At 41.8% G+C, this 17,346-nt stretch carries 15 protein-coding genes; 11 read left to right on the top strand and 4 right to left on the bottom strand.

The genetic code is table 11. The features are described 5' to 3' along the window. Positions 1-18 precede the first annotated feature (18 nt). The 3 genes from AACH28_RS08875 to AACH28_RS08865 are packed head-to-tail and all read left to right on the top strand — an operon-like array spanning position 19 to position 1,585. Entirely contained in the window at positions 19-816 is a 798-nt protein-coding gene (locus AACH28_RS08875) for a UDP-2,3-diacylglucosamine diphosphatase (RefSeq protein WP_341832746.1), read from the top strand. Between the two features lie 20 nt (positions 817-836). Next, on the top strand, positions 837-1,139 hold the full coding sequence (locus AACH28_RS08870) for a hypothetical protein (RefSeq protein ID WP_068597160.1): 303 nt from the start codon (positions 837-839) through the stop codon (positions 1,137-1,139). Further along, a complete protein-coding gene (locus tag AACH28_RS08865) occupies positions 1,136-1,585 on the top strand; it encodes a BT0820 family HAD-type phosphatase (protein WP_068597159.1) in 450 nt (149 codons plus the stop codon). The genes AACH28_RS08870 and AACH28_RS08865 overlap by 4 nt, the downstream gene beginning before the upstream one ends. 15 nt (positions 1,586-1,600) lie before the next feature. On the opposite strand, the gene AACH28_RS08860 is transcribed toward AACH28_RS08865, so the two are convergent. After that, complete coding sequence (locus tag AACH28_RS08860) at positions 1,601-1,990, bottom strand: metal-dependent transcriptional regulator (RefSeq protein WP_284442701.1); 390 nt, start codon at positions 1,988-1,990, stop codon at positions 1,601-1,603. A gap of 206 nt (positions 1,991-2,196) precedes the next feature. Between AACH28_RS08860 and AACH28_RS08855 the strand changes: the two genes are divergently transcribed. The 5 genes from AACH28_RS08855 to AACH28_RS08835 are packed head-to-tail and all read left to right on the top strand — an operon-like array spanning position 2,197 to position 6,922. Beyond that, positions 2,197-3,117 carry a metal ABC transporter solute-binding protein, Zn/Mn family gene (locus tag AACH28_RS08855; protein ID WP_068597958.1) on the top strand — a complete coding sequence of 307 codons (921 nt, stop codon included), beginning with the start codon at positions 2,197-2,199 and terminating at the stop codon, positions 3,115-3,117. A 5-nt stretch (positions 3,118-3,122) separates the two neighbouring features. Continuing rightward, positions 3,123-3,908: a metal ABC transporter ATP-binding protein gene (locus AACH28_RS08850; protein WP_078690898.1), complete on the top strand. Its 786-nt coding sequence runs from the start codon at positions 3,123-3,125 to the stop codon at positions 3,906-3,908. Positions 3,909-3,911: 3 nt separating this feature from the next. Further along, a complete protein-coding gene (locus AACH28_RS08845; protein ID WP_078690899.1) occupies positions 3,912-5,195 on the top strand; it encodes an iron chelate uptake ABC transporter family permease subunit in 1,284 nt (427 codons plus the stop codon). Positions 5,196-5,209: 14 nt separating this feature from the next. Beyond that, positions 5,210-6,106: a metal ABC transporter permease gene (locus AACH28_RS08840; RefSeq protein ID WP_078690900.1), complete on the top strand. Its 897-nt coding sequence runs from the start codon at positions 5,210-5,212 to the stop codon at positions 6,104-6,106. Between the two features lie 18 nt (positions 6,107-6,124). Continuing rightward, entirely contained in the window at positions 6,125-6,922 is a 798-nt protein-coding gene (locus AACH28_RS08835) for a hypothetical protein (protein WP_139367891.1), read from the top strand. 50 nt (positions 6,923-6,972) lie between these two features. Here the strand turns inward: AACH28_RS08835 and AACH28_RS08830 are convergent, their stop codons facing one another. After that, a complete protein-coding gene (locus AACH28_RS08830; protein ID WP_284442702.1) occupies positions 6,973-7,638 on the bottom strand; it encodes a metal-dependent transcriptional regulator in 666 nt (221 codons plus the stop codon). 118 nt (positions 7,639-7,756) lie between these two features. On the opposite strand from AACH28_RS08830, the gene AACH28_RS08825 reads away from it, so the two are divergent. The 3 genes from AACH28_RS08825 to AACH28_RS08815 are packed head-to-tail and all read left to right on the top strand — an operon-like array spanning position 7,757 to position 11,393. After that, entirely contained in the window at positions 7,757-10,048 is a 2,292-nt protein-coding gene (locus AACH28_RS08825) for a TonB-dependent receptor domain-containing protein (protein ID WP_341832745.1), read from the top strand. Positions 10,049-10,051: 3 nt separating this feature from the next. Continuing rightward, positions 10,052-10,528, top strand: coding sequence for a thioredoxin family protein (locus AACH28_RS08820; protein WP_078690902.1), 477 nt, complete (start codon positions 10,052-10,054; stop codon positions 10,526-10,528). A gap of 46 nt (positions 10,529-10,574) precedes the next feature. Then, positions 10,575-11,393, top strand: a complete 819-nt coding sequence (locus tag AACH28_RS08815; RefSeq protein WP_068597141.1) for an RteC domain-containing protein — start codon at positions 10,575-10,577, stop codon at positions 11,391-11,393. A 19-nt stretch (positions 11,394-11,412) separates the two neighbouring features. On the opposite strand, the gene AACH28_RS08810 is transcribed toward AACH28_RS08815, so the two are convergent. Together AACH28_RS08810 and AACH28_RS08805 are read right to left on the bottom strand one after the other, a co-directional pair. Beyond that, entirely contained in the window at positions 11,413-16,842 is a 5,430-nt protein-coding gene (locus tag AACH28_RS08810) for an N-6 DNA methylase (protein WP_078690903.1), read from the bottom strand. Further along, positions 16,829-17,266 (bottom strand): DUF1896 domain-containing protein, encoded by a 438-nt coding sequence (locus AACH28_RS08805; protein WP_078690904.1) that lies wholly within the window; start codon positions 17,264-17,266, stop codon positions 16,829-16,831. Before AACH28_RS08805 ends, AACH28_RS08810 begins: the two co-directional genes overlap by 14 nt. Between the last annotated feature and the right edge of the window lie 80 nt (positions 17,267-17,346).

Genomic DNA, 17,346 nt, shown 5'->3' with positions numbered 1-17,346 from the left:
AAAACACTGAATGAATGTTTGGAAACAAGATGCCGTTACATAGAATTAAGCAGTGGTAAAAACGTATATTTTGCCTCCGACAGCCATTTGGGTGCGCCAACTGCAAAGGAAAGTTATGCGAGAGAATTACGGCTGATAAAATGGCTGGACAGCGTAAAAAAGGATGCCGGAGCTATTTTTTTGCTGGGAGATATATTTGATTTCTGGTTCGAGTATAAAACCGTTGTTCCGAAAGGATTTGTCAGGCTATTGGGCAAACTTGCCGAAATAACCGACAGCGGTATTCCCGTATATTTCTTTGCAGGCAATCACGACTTATGGATGAGCGGATATTTTGAGAAGGAACTGAACATTCCCGTATTTCATTCGCCGGAAATATTTACGATTAACGGGAAACGTTTTTTTATCGCTCACGGAGATGGATTGGGTCCTTATGACAAGGGCTATAAACGGTTGAAAAAGATATTTACCTGTCCATTGTTTGTGTGGCTGTTCCGTTGGTTGCATCCCGACATCGGCATAAGATTGGGGCAATACCTTTCGGTCAAAAACAAACTTATTTCAGGTGATGAAGATGTAAAGTTTCTTGGAGAAGATAAAGAATGGCTGGTCCAATATGCCAGACAAAAACTGGCATCCGCACATTATGATTATTTCGTTTTCGGACACAGGCATCTTCCTTTGGATATAGCACTTAACGAAAAATCCCGGTACATCAATCTGGGTGACTGGATACATCATTTTACATACGGCAAATTTGACGGCTGTACGATGTGTTTAAACAAATTCGGCAATCGGGAAGCTAAATTACATTAATCATCAAAAAATATTCATAAATGGATAGAACGTATTACCCCATATCCCTGATTGCTGATAAACTTCAGCTTGAAGAAGTTGCATCCCAATATTCAAACGAGGAACAATTTGAGGTACTGGCACGCTACTTAGACGGACTGATACAATCCGATTTCAATAAACTGCTAAGCATATTGTACCACATAGATGTATCGGAAGAAAAGGTCAAAAAAGCATTGGCTGAAAATAAAGATAAACTTCCCGCAGGGCAGATTATAGCAGCCCTGCTGATTGAAAGAGAAAACGAAAAAATAAAACTTAGAGCAAAATACAGTAAGAAATGAACCTTATTGATACGAAAGGAAAAGTAATAGCCGTAGATTTTGACGGCACTGTTGTTGAACATAAATACCCCGATATCGGGAACGAAATGATGTTTGCCTTTGCGACACTTAAAGCACTTAAAAGCAAAGGACACCGGTTGATATTGTGGACTTACAGGAAAGGGAAAGAGCTGGAAGAGGCTGTTGATTATTGCAGAGGGAACGGGCTGGAATTTTATGCAGTCAATGAAAACTATCCGGGAGAAACCGCTGAAGGTGATTTCAGCAGGAAAATTAATGCCGACATTTTTATTGACGACCGCAATGTAGGCGGCTTTATGGGGTGGGATGTTATCTGGCAGACCCTTCATCCCGAAGGTGGCGAATATGCACACCAATTAAAGAATAAAGAGGCTCATATCAATTACAAAAAGAAGAAAAAGGGTTGGTTTGGATTTGGGGTATAAGATAATCGCCGTATGCTATCGGTTTGGTGAACTTAGGATTTTAGCAAAACTATCAAACAGCAGAGGTTCATCCAGCGTAATGATTTTTTCTGCAATACGCTGACTATCTTCCATAGCCATACCCAGTTGCGTATTTAGAAACCGTTGTGTCAATAGCATTTGCTCCAAAATCACAGATGCAATACTGATGCCTTCCTTTGTTATTTCGCAACCCTGGTATTTACTATACGATACCAGTCCTTTACAAGCCAGTCTTTTCAGCATATCTGTTGCCGAAGGTGCTTTAACTTCGAGCAATTTGGCTATTTGAGTAGTAGAAATACGCTTATCCTCATCCATTGAGAGCTGATAAATCTTCAACAGGTACATTTTTTCAGCATATGTCAGGTCGTTTATTTCTTCCATCTTATTTCTCCAGATTACAATCAATACAGTTTTAAGATTGATATAAATAGCATTCAGACTTTCAGCATTACCACCATTCCTAAAAGCAAATATAGAATAATATCGTCTAAATGTTATACAAGTCTAACATTTTAATTATATTTGCCTAAATATTTATTTTGTATCATTCTATGAATGACTTAGGAAAAATCGTAATTCAAATGAAGATGAAAAATCACGTATATTATCTTTGTGTTTTAGCCATTGTTTCCCTGTTGTTTTCCTGCGGGGAAAACAAAAAGACAGCAACAGATGAAAAGCCCTATATCATTACTACAACGGGAATGATAGCCGATATAGTAGAAAATATAGCCGGAGATGCTGCAAAGGTAGAAGCCATTATGCAGCCCGGAGTGGACCCGCATCTGTACAAAGCCAGCCAGGGCGACCTCAAAAAAATAATGGATGCCGATTACATCTTTTACAACGGACTGCATCTTGAAGGCAAAATGGGTGAAATACTGGAGAAGCAAACCCACGTAAAGCCGGTAATTGCATTGGGCGACACCATCAGCCGTGGAAAAATAATCAGTGTATCCGAAAATACCTATGACCCGCATATCTGGTTTGACGTAGCTCTTTGGAAAGAAGCGGCGGAAATAGCACTGAAAAATCTTATCCGGCTCAATCCCGAAAACACAGCGTATTATCAGCAAAACGCTGATAAATATCTTAAAGAACTGGACAGCCTCGACCATTGGGTGAAAGCCGAAATTGAAACCATCCCTGAAAACAGACGGGTTTTGATTACCGCACACGATGCGTTCAGCTATTTTGGAAAGGCTTATGGGATTGAGGTTCGGGGATTGCAGGGTATCTCTACAATGTCGGAAATCGGTTTGCGGGATGTTACCGATTTGGTCGATTTTATCCTCAAAAACGATATTCCCGCAGTATTTGTGGAAAGTTCCGTATCGGACAAATCGCTCAAAGCTGTGGTGGAAGGTGTAAATAACAAAGGAAAAAAACTCGCTATCGGTGGTAATCTCTTTTCAGATGCAATGGGCAAAAAAGGAACTCCCGAAGGTACATACATCGGTATGGTAAAGCATAATGTCACTACCATTGTAACTGCATTAAAACAGTAAACAAAATGATTATCCAATCTGAAAATCCTGTATTGGAAGTTCACGACCTTACCGTGAGCTATTCCAGCAAACCGGCACTCTGGGGCGTAGATTTCAGCCTGCCCGAAGGAAGCATTACGGGCATCATCGGACCCAACGGTTCCGGTAAATCCACTTTGCTTAAATCCATAATGGGCTTAATTCCGCTATCGAGTGGCTATGTAAAAATATTTGGCAAAGAACTGGATGAAGTCCGCAGCCGAGTGAGTTATGTTCCCCAGCGGGAAACGGTGGATTGGGATTTTCCGGTATCTGCACTTGACGTGGTATTGATGGGAAGATATGCTAAAATCGGAATGCTTCGCAACGTACGCAGTTCCGACAGGAAAATAGCAATGGAATGTCTGGAAAAAGTAGGAATGACTGATTTTGCCAAAAGGCAGATTTCCCAGCTTTCGGGTGGACAGCAGCAACGGGTTTTCATCGCAAGGGCATTGGCTCAGGAAGCCGATTTTTACCTGATGGACGAACCCTTTGCCGGTGTCGATGCCGCTACGGAAGAAGCCATTATTACGCTTTTGCGTGAAATGGTGAATGCCCAAAAGAATGTCATTGTGGTACACCACGATTTAGATACCATCACAGAATATTTCGACTGGCTCGTAATGCTCAATATGCGGCTCGTGGCTTCGGGTCCGGTGAAGCAGGTGTATATCCCCGAACTGCTCAAAAAAACCTACGGCACAAGATTGTCCGTATTGGCAGAAGCCGGAGAGTTATTGGCTAAAGATAAATTCTCCGAAAAAGGATAAACAATGGACAATTTCATCAACTTTTTTTCATTCAACGACCCCAATGTCAAGTATGTGGTATTGGGTAGTATCCTGCTTTCGGTAAGTGCCGCCATTGTGGGTTCGTTTATTGTACTGAAGAAAAAATCACTTGTAGGCGATGCGGTTTCCCATTCGGTTTTGCCGGGTATTTGTGCCGCTTTTTTGTTTGCCGGAACAAAAAATACGTCATTAATGCTGGTCGGAGCTTTCATTTCGGGATGGCTTTCTTTGGTAACGATTGATTATATCACGGCAAAATCAAAGATTAAAAAAGATGCTGCCATTGGTTTGGTGCTTTCCGTTTTTTTTGCACTCGGTATTGTATTGATGACCTATATACAACAATCGGGCAATGCGGCACAGAGTGGTTTGGACCGTTTTATATTCGGAAAAGCAGCTACACTTGTAGGCAGTGACCTGATGACCTTTTCCATTATTGCCGTAGTGTTGATAGTGGCAACATTAGCATTTTTCAAGGAATTTACCATTATCGCTTTTGACGAGCATTATGCCGAAGTATTGGGATTGCCTGTAAAAAAATTAGATTTACTATTGACCAGCCTTACCGTATTAGCGGTGGTAACGGGCATTACCGCAGTTGGCGTTGTGCTGATGGCGGCTATGTTGATTACGCCTGCCGCTGCGGCAAGGTATTGGACACATAATATCCGAAGAATGGTTGGGCTGGCAGCGATATTCGGAGCCTTATCGGGACTGGCAGGGGCATACATTTCGTACATCGCTCCGGCAATGCCTACGGGTCCGTGGATGGTAGTGGTTTCTTCACTGATTGCATTTTTCTCGTTCTTTTTTGCCCCGTTGGGTATTATTCCCAAAACAATGAAGCGAAACAAAAACAGCCGTACAATGGTGGATGAAAATATACTGAAACTGTTTTATCAAATCGGAGAGAAAGAAAATAATTTCGATAAGAAAAGGACGGCGGAAGAATTGCTGGCTTTCCGGAAAATGCAACCGGCACAATTGAAGTCCGGGCTGACAAGGCTTAAAAAGAGAAAAGAGGTGGTAAACGAATACCAACAATGGCAACTGACAGCAAACGGTCTTGAAAAAGCAAAAAAGATAGTGCGGTTACACCGTTTGTGGGAATTGTACCTGACCAATTATATGGAAATAGCTCCCGACCACGTACACGACAATGCCGAGGAAATGGAGCATTACATCACGCCCGAACTCGAAAAACAACTGGAAAAATATTTGGACAACCCGGACACTGACCCGCACGGAACGGTGATACCGAAGTAATACAAACAGATAAAATGATAGCATTTTGGATAATATTAACCGGAGCACTGGTGGCTATTTCCTGCGGACTGCTGGGCAGTTTCCTCATACTCCGCAAAATGAGTATGGTAGGCGATGCCATCAGCCACGCCGTATTGCCTGGCATTGTTATCGCTTTCTTATGGAGCGGTAGCCGTGATACGCTTCCGATGCTTCTTGGTGCAGGAGCCACGGGGTTATTAGCGACATTCATCATCGAATACCTGCACCGCAAAGCCCGTTTACAGACCGATGCTTCTATTGGCATTGTCTTTACCTTTATGTTTGCGGTAGGCATCATTCTTATCAGCACTTTTGCCGGAAAGATAGACCTTGACCAAGATTGTGTACTCTACGGAGAACTTGCTTACGTACCTATTAATCTCTGGATACTTCCAGACGGCACAAGCATTGGTCCCAAACCGGTATATATCCTTTCGGTAGTGCTGCTCCTCGTGGTATTGTTTATTTATTTCGGCTACAAAGAACTGAAGCTAACCTCGTTTGACCCGTCTTTTGCTGCGGCTATAGGCATTTCTACCGCATTGTGGCATTATCTCCTGATGGCGGCAGTATCCTTTACCACTGTAAGTGCCTTTGAATCTGTGGGAGCGATATTGGTCATTACTTTTCTTATCGGACCGCCTGCAACGGCTTACCTATTGACTGAAAACTTAAAGAAAATGCTTCTCATTACGGTGGGTATCGGCGTTCTGGTTTCCTTTACCGGATATTGGTTGGCTTATTGGCTTAACGCTTCCATTGCAGGATGTATGGCGTTGATGACAGGTGTTTTGTTTGCCATTGTTTTCGTGTACACGCAATTTGTGCTGAAAAATAGAAAAAGAAAACTGGCGATAAAAGATATTTCACTGTCGCAAAACATAGGATAACAGATTTAAAATTTATAGATGATGAATAAGGCTTTCAGAATAATAGGAATTAACGTTATTGCATTGCTATTGCTTGCTGGATGCAATAGCAAAGGACAAAAGGAAAACAAGCAGGCAAACGAAAGTAAAGTGACGATTACACCGGTGGAACATTCTAAGACGTTTCCTGATGCTACACTCAAAATACGGGATATACAGGTTCAGGAAATTAATTCGGACTCGGTATCTTTCAAAGTGAATTACGGCATAGAGCATTTCACGCTTACAGAACATACTGAAGACCACAATGCCCATCGTCTTGCCAATTCGCACGACGGGCAGCATATCCATTTCATTATGGATAATGCACCCTATACCGCATTGTACAAACCTGAAAATGAAGTAAGGTTGCAAAAAGGTAGCGAACATTACCTGTTGTCTTTTCTTTCCCGCTCCTATCACGAGTCCATAAAAGAACCGTCAGCTTTTGTATTGAAACATTTTGCAATTTCCAATGACGGAAAATACCAGGAATTAGAAACTAAGACTTCGCCTATGCTTTTTTACAGCAGACCGAAAGGAGAATATGCAGGGAAAGACACCGAAGTTGTATTGCTTGATTTTTATGTGTTGAATACTACGCTTTCCAAAGATGGAAATAAAGTGCAGGCTTCTATCAACGGAGAAAATTTTGTATTGGATAACTGGCAGCCTTATCAGATAAAAGGTATGCCACTTGGCGAAAATACCATCAAACTGACTTTAACGGATGCTTCGGGCAAGCCGTTAACAGGTGAAAATACGTCCATTGAACGGACAATTATTTTGAAGGAGTAGATATTGATTAAGTAGTAGCGAATAGTTGAACATCATCAGAGAAGGTTCAACTATTTTTTTGTCTTTTTACTCACGAGCAGCTTGTCGCAGACCTGATTGCTCAACATTTCATTTTGCTTGCCTGTATAACTGACACGCATACTGTTGTCAAAAGTTTCTATTTGTTCAATCTTAATATCCAGTCCCAACGATAACGCACGGCTGTTCAGGAATTTTAATAGTTCTTCAGAGGATGGCTGTACCGCCATAAAAGTAACCACATCTCCCGGCTTACAATCACTTAATTTCACATAATGGTCAGATGCGATATTGCCGTCTGTATCCGGTATCGGGGAACCGTGCGGGTCCACTTTAGGATAGCCCAATAACTCATCCATCTTCTCAAAAAATTCCGGAGCCTGTATGTGTTCTATCTGCTCGGCTATATTATGTACATTTTCCCAGCCAAATCCCATCTTCTCTACCAAGTACATTTCAGTCAGTCTGTGCTTACGGATAATAAGTGCCGCCTGTTTCTTGCCAGCAGCAGTGAGTTTAAGCGGTTTGTAGCTTTCGTAAACCACCAACTTTTTTTCAGCAAGCCGTTTCATCATACTGTTAACAGTAGGCATTTTGATGTCCAACTGTTTACTGATGTCATTAACACTTGCCTCACCTTTTAAACTGGTAAGTGTATATATAGCCTTCAGGTAATTCTCTTCCGTTTGTGATATCATAGAGCAAAAGTATTAAATATTAGCCCCAACTAACAACAAAGTTAGAATTTATTTTGTTAGCACAATCTAACTTACTAATTTTGTCAATCTAAAAATATAGTTTTAAAAATAAAATAAAATGACAAAATTCAAAACACTATTTACAGCAGTTATTATGCTTACCGGTTTTATAACCTACGCCCAGACAGGTAAGCTATCGGGGAAAATTTCGGATGTACAAGGAACATCTCTTGATGCAGCATCCATTTCTATCCCCAAACTAAAAATCGGTACATCTTCGGACGACCAGGGCAATTACCTATTGGAAAACATTCCTTACGGAACCTGGGAGGTGGTCGTAAATCATATGAGCTTTAGCATTCACAAGGAATCCATAACTATAAACAGCGAATCGCTTTCCAAAGATTTTACGTTGGAAGAATCTTCGGAAGAATTGGAAGGCGTTGTTATTACCGGAACGAGGAAAGAAGTATCTAAACTGGAAAGCCCTGTACCCGTCGAAGTTTATACTTCTAAATTTTTCAAAGCTAATCCTACACCATCCCTTTTTGATGCCTTACAAAATATTAATGGGGTACGTCCTCAATTAAACTGTAATGTATGTAATACCGGCGATATACATATAAATGGATTAGAAGGTCCTTATACAATGATATTGATAGACGGTATGCCGATTGTCAGCGGGCTTTCTACCGTATATGGATTGAGCGGTATCCCACAGGCTCTTATTGACCGTGTAGAAATCGTGAAAGGACCGGCATCAACGCTGTATGGTAGTGAAGCCGTGGGCGGTTTGATTAATATTATTACCAAAAGACCCGGCAATGCACCTATTATTTCTGCGGATGTATTTGGAACAACCTGGGCAGAGGTTAATGCCGATTTAGCCGCTAAGTTCAGCGTTGGTAAAAAAGCTCAGTCACTATTGGGTGTAAATTACTTCAATTACAGCAACCCTATTGACAATAACAACGACAATTTTACCGATGTGACTTTGCAAAACCGAATTTCAATTTTCAATAAATGGAGCTTTGACAGAAAAGACAACAGGGTATTTACGCTGGCAGGAAGATATGTATATGAGGACCGCTGGGGTGGAGAAATGAATTGGGAAAAGAAATACAGAGGAGGCGATGAAGTGTATGGCGAAAGCATCTATACCAGCCGTTGGGAATTGATGGGTAACTATCAGCTTCCGGTAAGTGAAAAGATATTTTTCCAGTTCAGTGCCAACGGACACGACCAAAATTCCGTTTATGGCAATACCCCATATATGGCTGACCAGAAAATAGCTTTTGGTCAATTGACCTGGTTTAAAACATTAGGGAAACACGATTTATTGACTGGTCTTGCCTATCGTTATACCTATTACGATGATAATACGCCTGCAACAGCAGATGCAAACGACTTGGACAAAAATAAACCAACCCATACCAATCTGCCAGGTCTGTTTATACAAGACGAAATCACGTTTAACGACAATAACAAAGTATTGTTAGGAATGCGTTACGATTATAATTCACTACACGGTAGTATCCTTACTCCACGTGTAAACTATAAGTGGAGTTCTGATAATAAAAACAATGTATTACGTTTAAGTTTTGGTAATGGTTACAGGGTTGCTAACGTATTCACCGAAGACCACGCAGCTTTAACCGGAGCAAGAGAGGTCGTTTTTATTAATGATTTAAAACCGGAAACTTCGTGGAATGGTAATCTGAACTTCGTAAAAAAGATTTATGCAGGAAGTACATTTATCGGATTAGATGCCACCGCATTTTACACCTATTTTAATAATAAAATCATAGCAGACTATGATACTGACCCTAACAAAATTATTTATGACAATTTAGATGGTCACGCTGTGTCACAGGGTATATCATTAAACATAGATGTAGCTTTCCCTAATGGTTTGAAAATTTTAGCCGGAGCAACTGCTATGGATGTGTATAGTAAAGAGGAAGGCGAAAAAGTAAGACAATTATTTACCGAGAAATTTACAGGAACCTGGAATATTGGGTACACATTCAAAGGCATAGGATTGACCGTGGATTATACAGGTAACCTGTATGGACCAATGCGTTTACCTTTATTGAGCGACACCGACCCCCGTAGCGAATATTCCCCTTGGTGGAGCATACAGAATATTCAATTAACAAAGAAAGTTGGTAAGAATATTGAAATCTATGGTGGTGTTAAAAACCTTTTGAACTGGACACCAAACAAAGGCAATCCGTTTATCATAGCAAGAGCCAATGACCCGTTTGACAATAATGTTCAATTTGACGGAAACGGACAGGCAATGGTAACGCCTGACAATCCTTATGGATTGACTTTTGACCCATCGTATGTATATGGACCTAATCAGGGAATAAGAGGCTTCTTAGGTTTCCGTTATAATCTGTATTAATTAATGAGCTTAGTAAATAGATTTGGATTAGTTATTATTATGGTTTTCTTTTTGGGCAGTATCGCTACTGCCCAAATGAAAACTTTTGCCATTGAGGATGTAGATAGCCTGATGTTAAAAAAAGAAAAGCCAATACTGATATTGCTTTCAACAGACTGGTGCAAGTACTGCCAGATGCAAAAAAATCAATTAGAAAAGAATAAGGATTTCTTAATGCAGTCCGACAAGTTCTACTATGTAATATTCAATGCCGAAGGCAAAGATGATATTGTGTTTCAACAGAAAACCTTTCAATACAAACCTACAGGGTTGTCATCGGGTATTCACGAGCTTGCTGTAGCTTTAAATGGTTCAGAAAAAGTTGCTTTCCCTACCTGGGTTTTATTAGATACTAAATATCAGGTTTTGTTCAGATACAACGGGGTGTTAAAGCCATTAGAAATAAAGGAATTACTAAAAGCTATTGAAGCATCCAGGTAAAGTTTGTTAAATGCATTGGTCTGTTTTTTCACATTTAATTAAAGCTATGGATGTAACCTATAATAAAATACTACATAAACTTGAACACGACATTCAGGATATAGAAATCGAATCGGAACACTCTATACAACGTATTGAAATCATTATAGAACTTATCGTTAAATCTTTATCTGAAGTAAAAGAGTACGTACTGAAGAACGGGTTTAAGAATACTGATGCCGAAATTCATTTCTTCAAACATCAGAAGCCAGCCATTGTCGCAAAACTCATTTACTACAATGCCATTTATAAAATCGAAACAAAAAAGCCTAATGAAACAAAGGCAATCAGGAAACATTTCAACGAAGAGTTGAGAAAGCTCAAAAAGTATTTTGACAATAATATTGAATTTTATAAATACTACCGCACCAATAATACATTTATTGATGAGAAGCTGTTTTTGCGTGGCAAACACGACATAAAATTGAGCCTGGATACGGTGTATTTTGAAACCGACCATAGGTTTTCCACTTCCCACGATTATAAGGCAGCAAAGATTATCGCCAATGACCTGATACAAGTCTATATTGAAGACCAACTGAATAACAACAACCAGCGGAAATCACGCTACCACGCTTCGTTAAACTGGGCAGAGAGCAAAACAGCATTAACCGAATTGATTTACGCACTGCATTCGCAGGGTGCTTTTGGCAATGCCGATATAATAGCCATCGCCAAAACATTTGAAAATACCTTCAATATCAGTTTGGGCGATTTCTATCATACGTTTATGGAACTTAAATCCCGGAAAATAAACCGTACCAAATTTCTGGACAGTTTGCGTGATGCCTTGATTAGGAAAATGGACGAAGAGGACGAAAAATAGTGGTTACTTTTAGATTACATTACAATACCCCACGAGGCAGATGAATACCCTTTGTCCGTACAATGCTCTCTGAAACCTTTTGCGTTTCTTTCTGTTTTTCGGTCTGCTCCACAGCATCTTCTTTAGGTTCAGGAGTGATGGATAACTGTATTTTTCGCTCAATAGCTGCCAGCTCCGTTTTCAGTTCGCTCAATCGGTTTTCTTTAGACCACGTACCATTAACAACCTCCTGAAGTATCGGTATATCCTTTTGATAATTAGCAATGCTTTCCCGCTCCTTTGCCATATAGGACGGCAGTTTCTCCAATGCCCTCAAAAAGTTTAGGGAGGCGGTTTCAGGGTCTTTGGCAATCACTCCGAAATTGTGATTGTACTTAATATTTCCCTCTCCCTGTATGAAAAAGCGGTTTACCCGAATATCTACGCCGTCTTTTTGCGATATTTCCGTTTTAACCAATAGCTGAAATCCGTACAAACTGCCAATCTCCTGATAATCCCCACCTGTACGGGCTTTGTCCGAAATCTCGTTGAGCTTGGTTCCAATCTGTTTGACATTCGCATTGGGCGACAAGCCGTCCAACTGAACAGGGTTTAAGATTTTTCCGTCCTGCCGTTTTTGTATGCGTTGCTGTAAGTTATCCCAATCGGTTGTCATTCGGTTGAGGCGTGATTGAGCTGCGTTAAATTCTTCCGTATAGTTTTCCAATTTGGATTTAGCACTATACTTAGAGCGGGTAAACGCCTGCTTTTCGCTTTCCAGTCCGGCAATCTGTTTTTCAACTCTTGCCTTATCCAACAAATCTGTATTTCCTGACAGGATTGCCACGTATTCGGAGAAATTCATACCCGATTTTTCGTCCATACTGCCCTCATCAATGGTTCGCTTGCCGAGATTATTGGATTTTAATTGGTCGATAAATAGCTGTTTGTTAAACAGCAAATTGAATTTGTAACTATCCAACGATTTCTCAACGGCATAAATGATTACATCTAATTTGTTATCGGCAAAATGTTTGGCAATTTCATTGCCTTTGCGGATTGCCCGACCATCACGCTGGGCAAGGTCGCTTGGTCGCCAAGGCGTATCTAAATGATGAACGGCAACGGCTCTTTTCTGTGCATTGACACCTGTACCCAACATACTTGTAGAACCAAACAGCACACGGATTTTGCCCTCGTTCATTCCCTTAATCAATTCCTTACGTTGTTTGTCCGTTTTGGCTTCCTGAATAAACCGGACTTCATTCGCAGGTATGTCGTGGTCTTCCACGAGCTTGCGTTTGATTTCCGAGTACACATTCCATTCGTTCGGCTTGTACGTTCCCAAATCAGAGAACACGAATTGTGTACCTTTCTGTGCGTTATATTTGTTGTAATACTTCGCAATATTATTGGCACAATGCGAGGCTTTATTGTCGGGGTGGTCTTCATAAATGCCGCTTACCATTCGCATATCCAAAGACATCTTACGGGCGTAGTCCGTAGCGATAAGCATTTTCGCTTTTTCTTCTGATTTTGACAATGGGTGTCTGCCGAGCAAAGTCGCATCGCCTGATTTGGCAAACTCCATTAGGTTCTGAATAAACTCCGCTTGGTCAGGCGTAGGCGGAATATTGTACAGGATTTCTTTTTTTTCGGGGCGGTCAATGCCTATATCCTTTGCCGTCCTATAATCCGTGATTTCCGAGTAGAACTGTGCCAGCTCCGGTACCTTGATGAAATAACGGAAGCGTTCTTTTGCCACGATATTGTTCGCTACCGAAAATTCATAATCGGTCGTTTTACGTGCGTAAATCGCTGCCCACGCATCAAAACAGTTAATGCCTTGTTTCTCCAATGCCCGTGGTCGCAAGTATTTGAACAGGAGGTACAATTCAGTCAATGAATTGCTGATGGTCGTTCCCGAAAGAAAGGTTGCCCCCATATCCGCATCGGTTCGCTCCTGAATGGTACGGATAGCAAAAAGCAGGTTCATCGCTTTTTGGCTACCGTCCACATTACCCAATCCGGCTACACGGCTGTGACGGGTATTGAACATCAAATTTTTGAATTGGTGGCTCTCGTCGATAAACAAATGGTCTATGCCCATCATTTTGAAATCGACAATATCATCTTTCCGGTTCTCAATATCGTGCTGTAAAGTCTTTAGCTTGACTTCGAGATTATCCTTTCGCTTGATGGCTCCGGCAAGCATACCTCTTGTTACTTCCGCACCGTCTGCCTCCATTGCGTACAGGTTTCGCTCCACGTTATCCAATTCTATTTCGAGGATTTCCTTTTGAATTTCGGGGCTTTGGGGTATCATTCCGAATTGGTCGTGGGTCAAAATCACACAATCCCAATCGTTGTTTTTAATATCCCCGAATATCCGCAGGCGTTTTTGGGGAGTGAAATCTTCCTTTCCTGGAAACAGTATTTTAGCGTGCGGATAGGCGGTGCGGTAGGCTTCTGCGATTTCGTGTACATTACTTTTTAATCCGATTATCATTGGTTTGTGTGCCAAGCCCAAACGCTTCATTTCCTGTGCTGCCGTACACATAACCAATGTTTTCCCAGCACCGACCTCGTGGTCACAGATAGCCCCGTTGTTGAGCTTAATCATCCAAACGGTGTCCTTTTGGCTATTGTACAGGTCTTCGATACCCAACGCTTTGCGGTCTAAGCCTGCAAAGTCCTGATGAGAGCCGTCATAGTTCGGACGGACAAAGCAGTTAAAGGTATCGTTGTATTGGTCGGTCAGTCGGGTTTTAAACTCATCACTTTGAGCGTGTAGCCAATCGGTAAAAGCGGTGCGGATTTCGTCAATTTTGGAATTAGCCATTTGTATAGCCTCCATATCCTTGACCTTGACTTCCTGGTCGCCAACCTTGATTTTCTTGGTAATATCCGGCGTGGTATTAACAAGGGCGTGTTTCAGCAGGGCAACGCCGTCAAAAGTCCGGCTTTCTGCCTTGACCGCATACTTGACCCAAATATTTTGGTTTCCCTGATTACAGATGACCGAAAAATCATCGGAGCTGTCCGAATAGTGGATTTTTACATCTGCATCAAACAGGTGCGAGGCAAATTTGGCGTAAACGCCTGTGGGTATCCAGCGTTCGCCGAGGTTGAAGTCCAGCTCCTCAAATTCGATACGTCTTGGTCGGGCTTCCTCTAATACCGTAAGGCTTTGTCTGGCTTCCTTATCTTCGGGATTTTGCTCAACGTAGGTTCTGATTTCTTTGGCTTTCTCCACCACGTTACCAGCTATCCAGCGTTCGGCAATCTCATACTCCTTTTCCAACGGGTTGTAAAAAATACGACCGTGCAAATGCTCTTTCAGGGCATCGGAGGTCATATTGCTGATTTCGGACATATAGTCCAAATCCACTGTTCCAAATTTGTTCAGCGATGCCGCTAATGCTTCCTGCGGATTGTCGGTTGCTAATGTTGTAGTGGAGAAACTTACGGGGTGGCTGAATATATCTGCTTTCTGAACGATACCGCCTTTTACACGCTCCAAATACGGGATTTCTTTTCCGGCACTATCCGTTTTAATCAGCTTGATATTATCGGCACTGTTCAGGTTGCTGTACTCTTTGACAAAGGCATCATACAGGCTGTTCAGTTTTTCTCTTTCCTCTTTATGTTCTGTTTGCTTTTCGGCTTCTTTTTGATACAGGTCATTATAGGTATCACGTACAGCGATATAGGCTTCGGCTCTTGCTCTTTGGGCTGACGGCAGTTGCAACGGGTGGAACATTGCCGTTCCGTTTTCCTTATCGACCTCCTGCAAATGACCGACCCAGCCGTTATCCACGACAAGGCAGTCGTTACGGTGGTACGGTTGCAATTCCTGACTGTATAAGGCAGGTTCGGGAATGGTATCAGGAACAGCCACGGGAATAGCTGGTTTGTCAGCTTGGCCATTCCCGTTTTGTTGCGAAAACAAATCTCCGATTACTTCCCGTTTATTGCCGTTGGCTTGACTTGTTCTATTGACCGTGCCATTGGGAGCAGGAGGCGTGTAAGGTTGTTGCATCGCCCCACCGAACAAGTCAGTTTGGCGACCTATCGCACCTCGTCTTTTGTTAACGGTTTGTCTTTTGGCTTGCGTGGTTCTTTTGGGTGGAGCAACTGCCATTACAGGTTCGCTCATATTTTCAAACAGGTCGAAAATGCTTAGTTGTGTTAGTTCTTGCGGACTTTCCTGTACTATGTTCGGTGGGGTAAAACGAGGTTGTTCCGGCTGAATAATTTCACGCTCAATGACTGGAGGCGTTGACTGTACCGGAATTTGTACGATTGGCTCATCGTTCCGTTCGCCTTTATACAAATCCAAACTCAGGTGCTTTCCAAAATCTTCGGAAAGCATCTGTTTCAAATCTTTGGCAATTCCGGCAACACCGTCTTTATGGGTATAGATGATTGCGGGTTGTCCATAAGGGTCGGTATCTATTTTACGGTCGGTATGTATGACCCTTGTACCATTTTGAAAGTAAGCATTGCTTGGCGTATTGTATTTGGTTTGCTTGCTTTGGCAAAACAGTTCTTCCGTTTCGGTCAGGCTTTGTTTTGCCGTATTCTTTTGCAGGATTATCAAATCGCTTCCAACCTCTGTACCTGCATATTCTGTAAACAGATTGTTTGGCAGCCGCACAACCGAAACCAAATTATTGTTTTCCATTAACGCCCTGCGTATCGGCTCATTCTTCGGACTGTTTAAAATCCCCTGCGAGGTAATGAATGCCTGCAAACCGCCCTCCCGGAGCATATCATTTCCTTTCAAAAAGAAATAATTATGGATGCTTCGGGCAGCTTGTATTTTTGCACTATCCTTACTTCGGGAAAACGAAAGGTCAAACACGGAAGTATCGCCGAAAGGGATATTGCTTGCAATTACATCATAGGCGTTGTGTTCCTTTTCGGAGATTTCCTCAAAGCCACTCACACGTATATTGCTTTCAGGATAAAGGTGTTTTAATATTTTGCCCGTCAATAAATCCTTTTCATAGGCTGTAACTTTGGTTTGGCTCTCTGCAAAGGACTGAACAAAAGACCCGATACCTGCGGAGGGGTCGAGGAATTTGTCAATGTTCAGACCGCTATCCCTCAATGTTGAGGATATAGCGTTGATAACCTCCGGCGGTGTATAAAAAGCGGTCAGTACCGAACTTTTCATACTGTCCACATACCGGCGGTATTGCTTTTCGTCCGTAGAATTTTCTTTGAGTAGTTGGTGGAGTTCCTGCGTAATCGGGAATAAATCGTGTTCGGTTTTCCGCCAATGGTTGATGTCTATTTCGTTCGCTATGGGGTTCAGAACGAATTTAAGACCGCCAAATCCGCTGTATTGCATCATTAGCAGTCTTTCCTCTGCGGTCGCTTGCCGTTTCTCCTTTTCCAGTTTAAAAGCAATTCGCAGGGCATCAATATTCTGTTGGATATGTTGCTTTTTACTGAAGCCCATTTTCCTGTATCCATATTGCGATTGTTCCCGTCAGTTCGGTGTAGAGGACATCAAACTCATACCCGTAGGCGAAATCATCGGTTAGTTGATACTTTGAAAAAACAGCTTCACAAACAGGGAACATTTTCAGTGCAAATGGTCGCAGTTCCTCGTCTGCCATAATGGTGTCGAACTCATTGCACACGACCTGAAAAACCGTATCAAATTTGGAGAAGTGCAAGCCCTCGAAAAGTATATAATTGGCTATCTCGTTGCAGTGCTCAATGGTATTTCCCGAACGGAAAGCACCCTCGTAGGCGTTGGCAGCCCACGAAGAACGCTGGTCGATAAATTTGTGGTCGTGTGCTTTTTCGGGAAAGCTACTATTAAGGTGTTCTTGCAGTCGTAAACGGTAATACGACAAGTCTTTTTGCTGTGTACTCATACTATATTTTGTTTAGAATTTTACTTAAAGCCTAAAATTATAGCAGTAGATAGGAGCATTTACAGAAGTGGCAGGAATTG

The organism is Sphingobacterium thalpophilum, from assembly GCF_038396785.1.
GTDB classification, from domain to species: domain Bacteria; phylum Bacteroidota; class Bacteroidia; order Sphingobacteriales; family Sphingobacteriaceae; genus Sphingobacterium; species Sphingobacterium thalpophilum_A.
This window is presented reverse-complemented; position numbering and strand designations above follow the sequence as displayed.

What these genes read in the sequence shown, in the direction of transcription:
- AACH28_RS08870 (WP_068597160.1), top strand. Translation starts at nt 837, where the DNA reads ATGGATAGAACGTATTACCCCATATCCCTGATTGCTGATAAACTTCAG.
- AACH28_RS08865 (WP_068597159.1), top strand. Translation starts at nt 1,136, where the DNA reads ATGAACCTTATTGATACGAAAGGAAAAGTAATAGCCGTAGATTTTGAC.
- AACH28_RS08860 (WP_284442701.1), bottom strand. Translation starts at nt 1,990, where the DNA reads ATGGAAGAAATAAACGACCTGACATATGCTGAAAAAATGTACCTGTTG.
- AACH28_RS08855 (WP_068597958.1), top strand. Translation starts at nt 2,197, where the DNA reads ATGAAAAATCACGTATATTATCTTTGTGTTTTAGCCATTGTTTCCCTG.
- AACH28_RS08850 (WP_078690898.1), top strand. Translation starts at nt 3,123, where the DNA reads ATGATTATCCAATCTGAAAATCCTGTATTGGAAGTTCACGACCTTACC.
- AACH28_RS08845 (WP_078690899.1), top strand. Translation starts at nt 3,912, where the DNA reads ATGGACAATTTCATCAACTTTTTTTCATTCAACGACCCCAATGTCAAG.
- AACH28_RS08840 (WP_078690900.1), top strand. Translation starts at nt 5,210, where the DNA reads ATGATAGCATTTTGGATAATATTAACCGGAGCACTGGTGGCTATTTCC.
- AACH28_RS08835 (WP_139367891.1), top strand. Translation starts at nt 6,125, where the DNA reads ATGATGAATAAGGCTTTCAGAATAATAGGAATTAACGTTATTGCATTG.
- AACH28_RS08830 (WP_284442702.1), bottom strand. Translation starts at nt 7,638, where the DNA reads ATGATATCACAAACGGAAGAGAATTACCTGAAGGCTATATATACACTT.
- AACH28_RS08825 (WP_341832745.1), top strand. Translation starts at nt 7,757, where the DNA reads ATGACAAAATTCAAAACACTATTTACAGCAGTTATTATGCTTACCGGT.
- AACH28_RS08820 (WP_078690902.1), top strand. Translation starts at nt 10,052, where the DNA reads ATGAGCTTAGTAAATAGATTTGGATTAGTTATTATTATGGTTTTCTTT.
- AACH28_RS08815 (WP_068597141.1), top strand. Translation starts at nt 10,575, where the DNA reads ATGGATGTAACCTATAATAAAATACTACATAAACTTGAACACGACATT.
- AACH28_RS08810 (WP_078690903.1), bottom strand. Translation starts at nt 16,842, where the DNA reads ATGGGCTTCAGTAAAAAGCAACATATCCAACAGAATATTGATGCCCTG.
- AACH28_RS08805 (WP_078690904.1), bottom strand. Translation starts at nt 17,266, where the DNA reads ATGAGTACACAGCAAAAAGACTTGTCGTATTACCGTTTACGACTGCAA.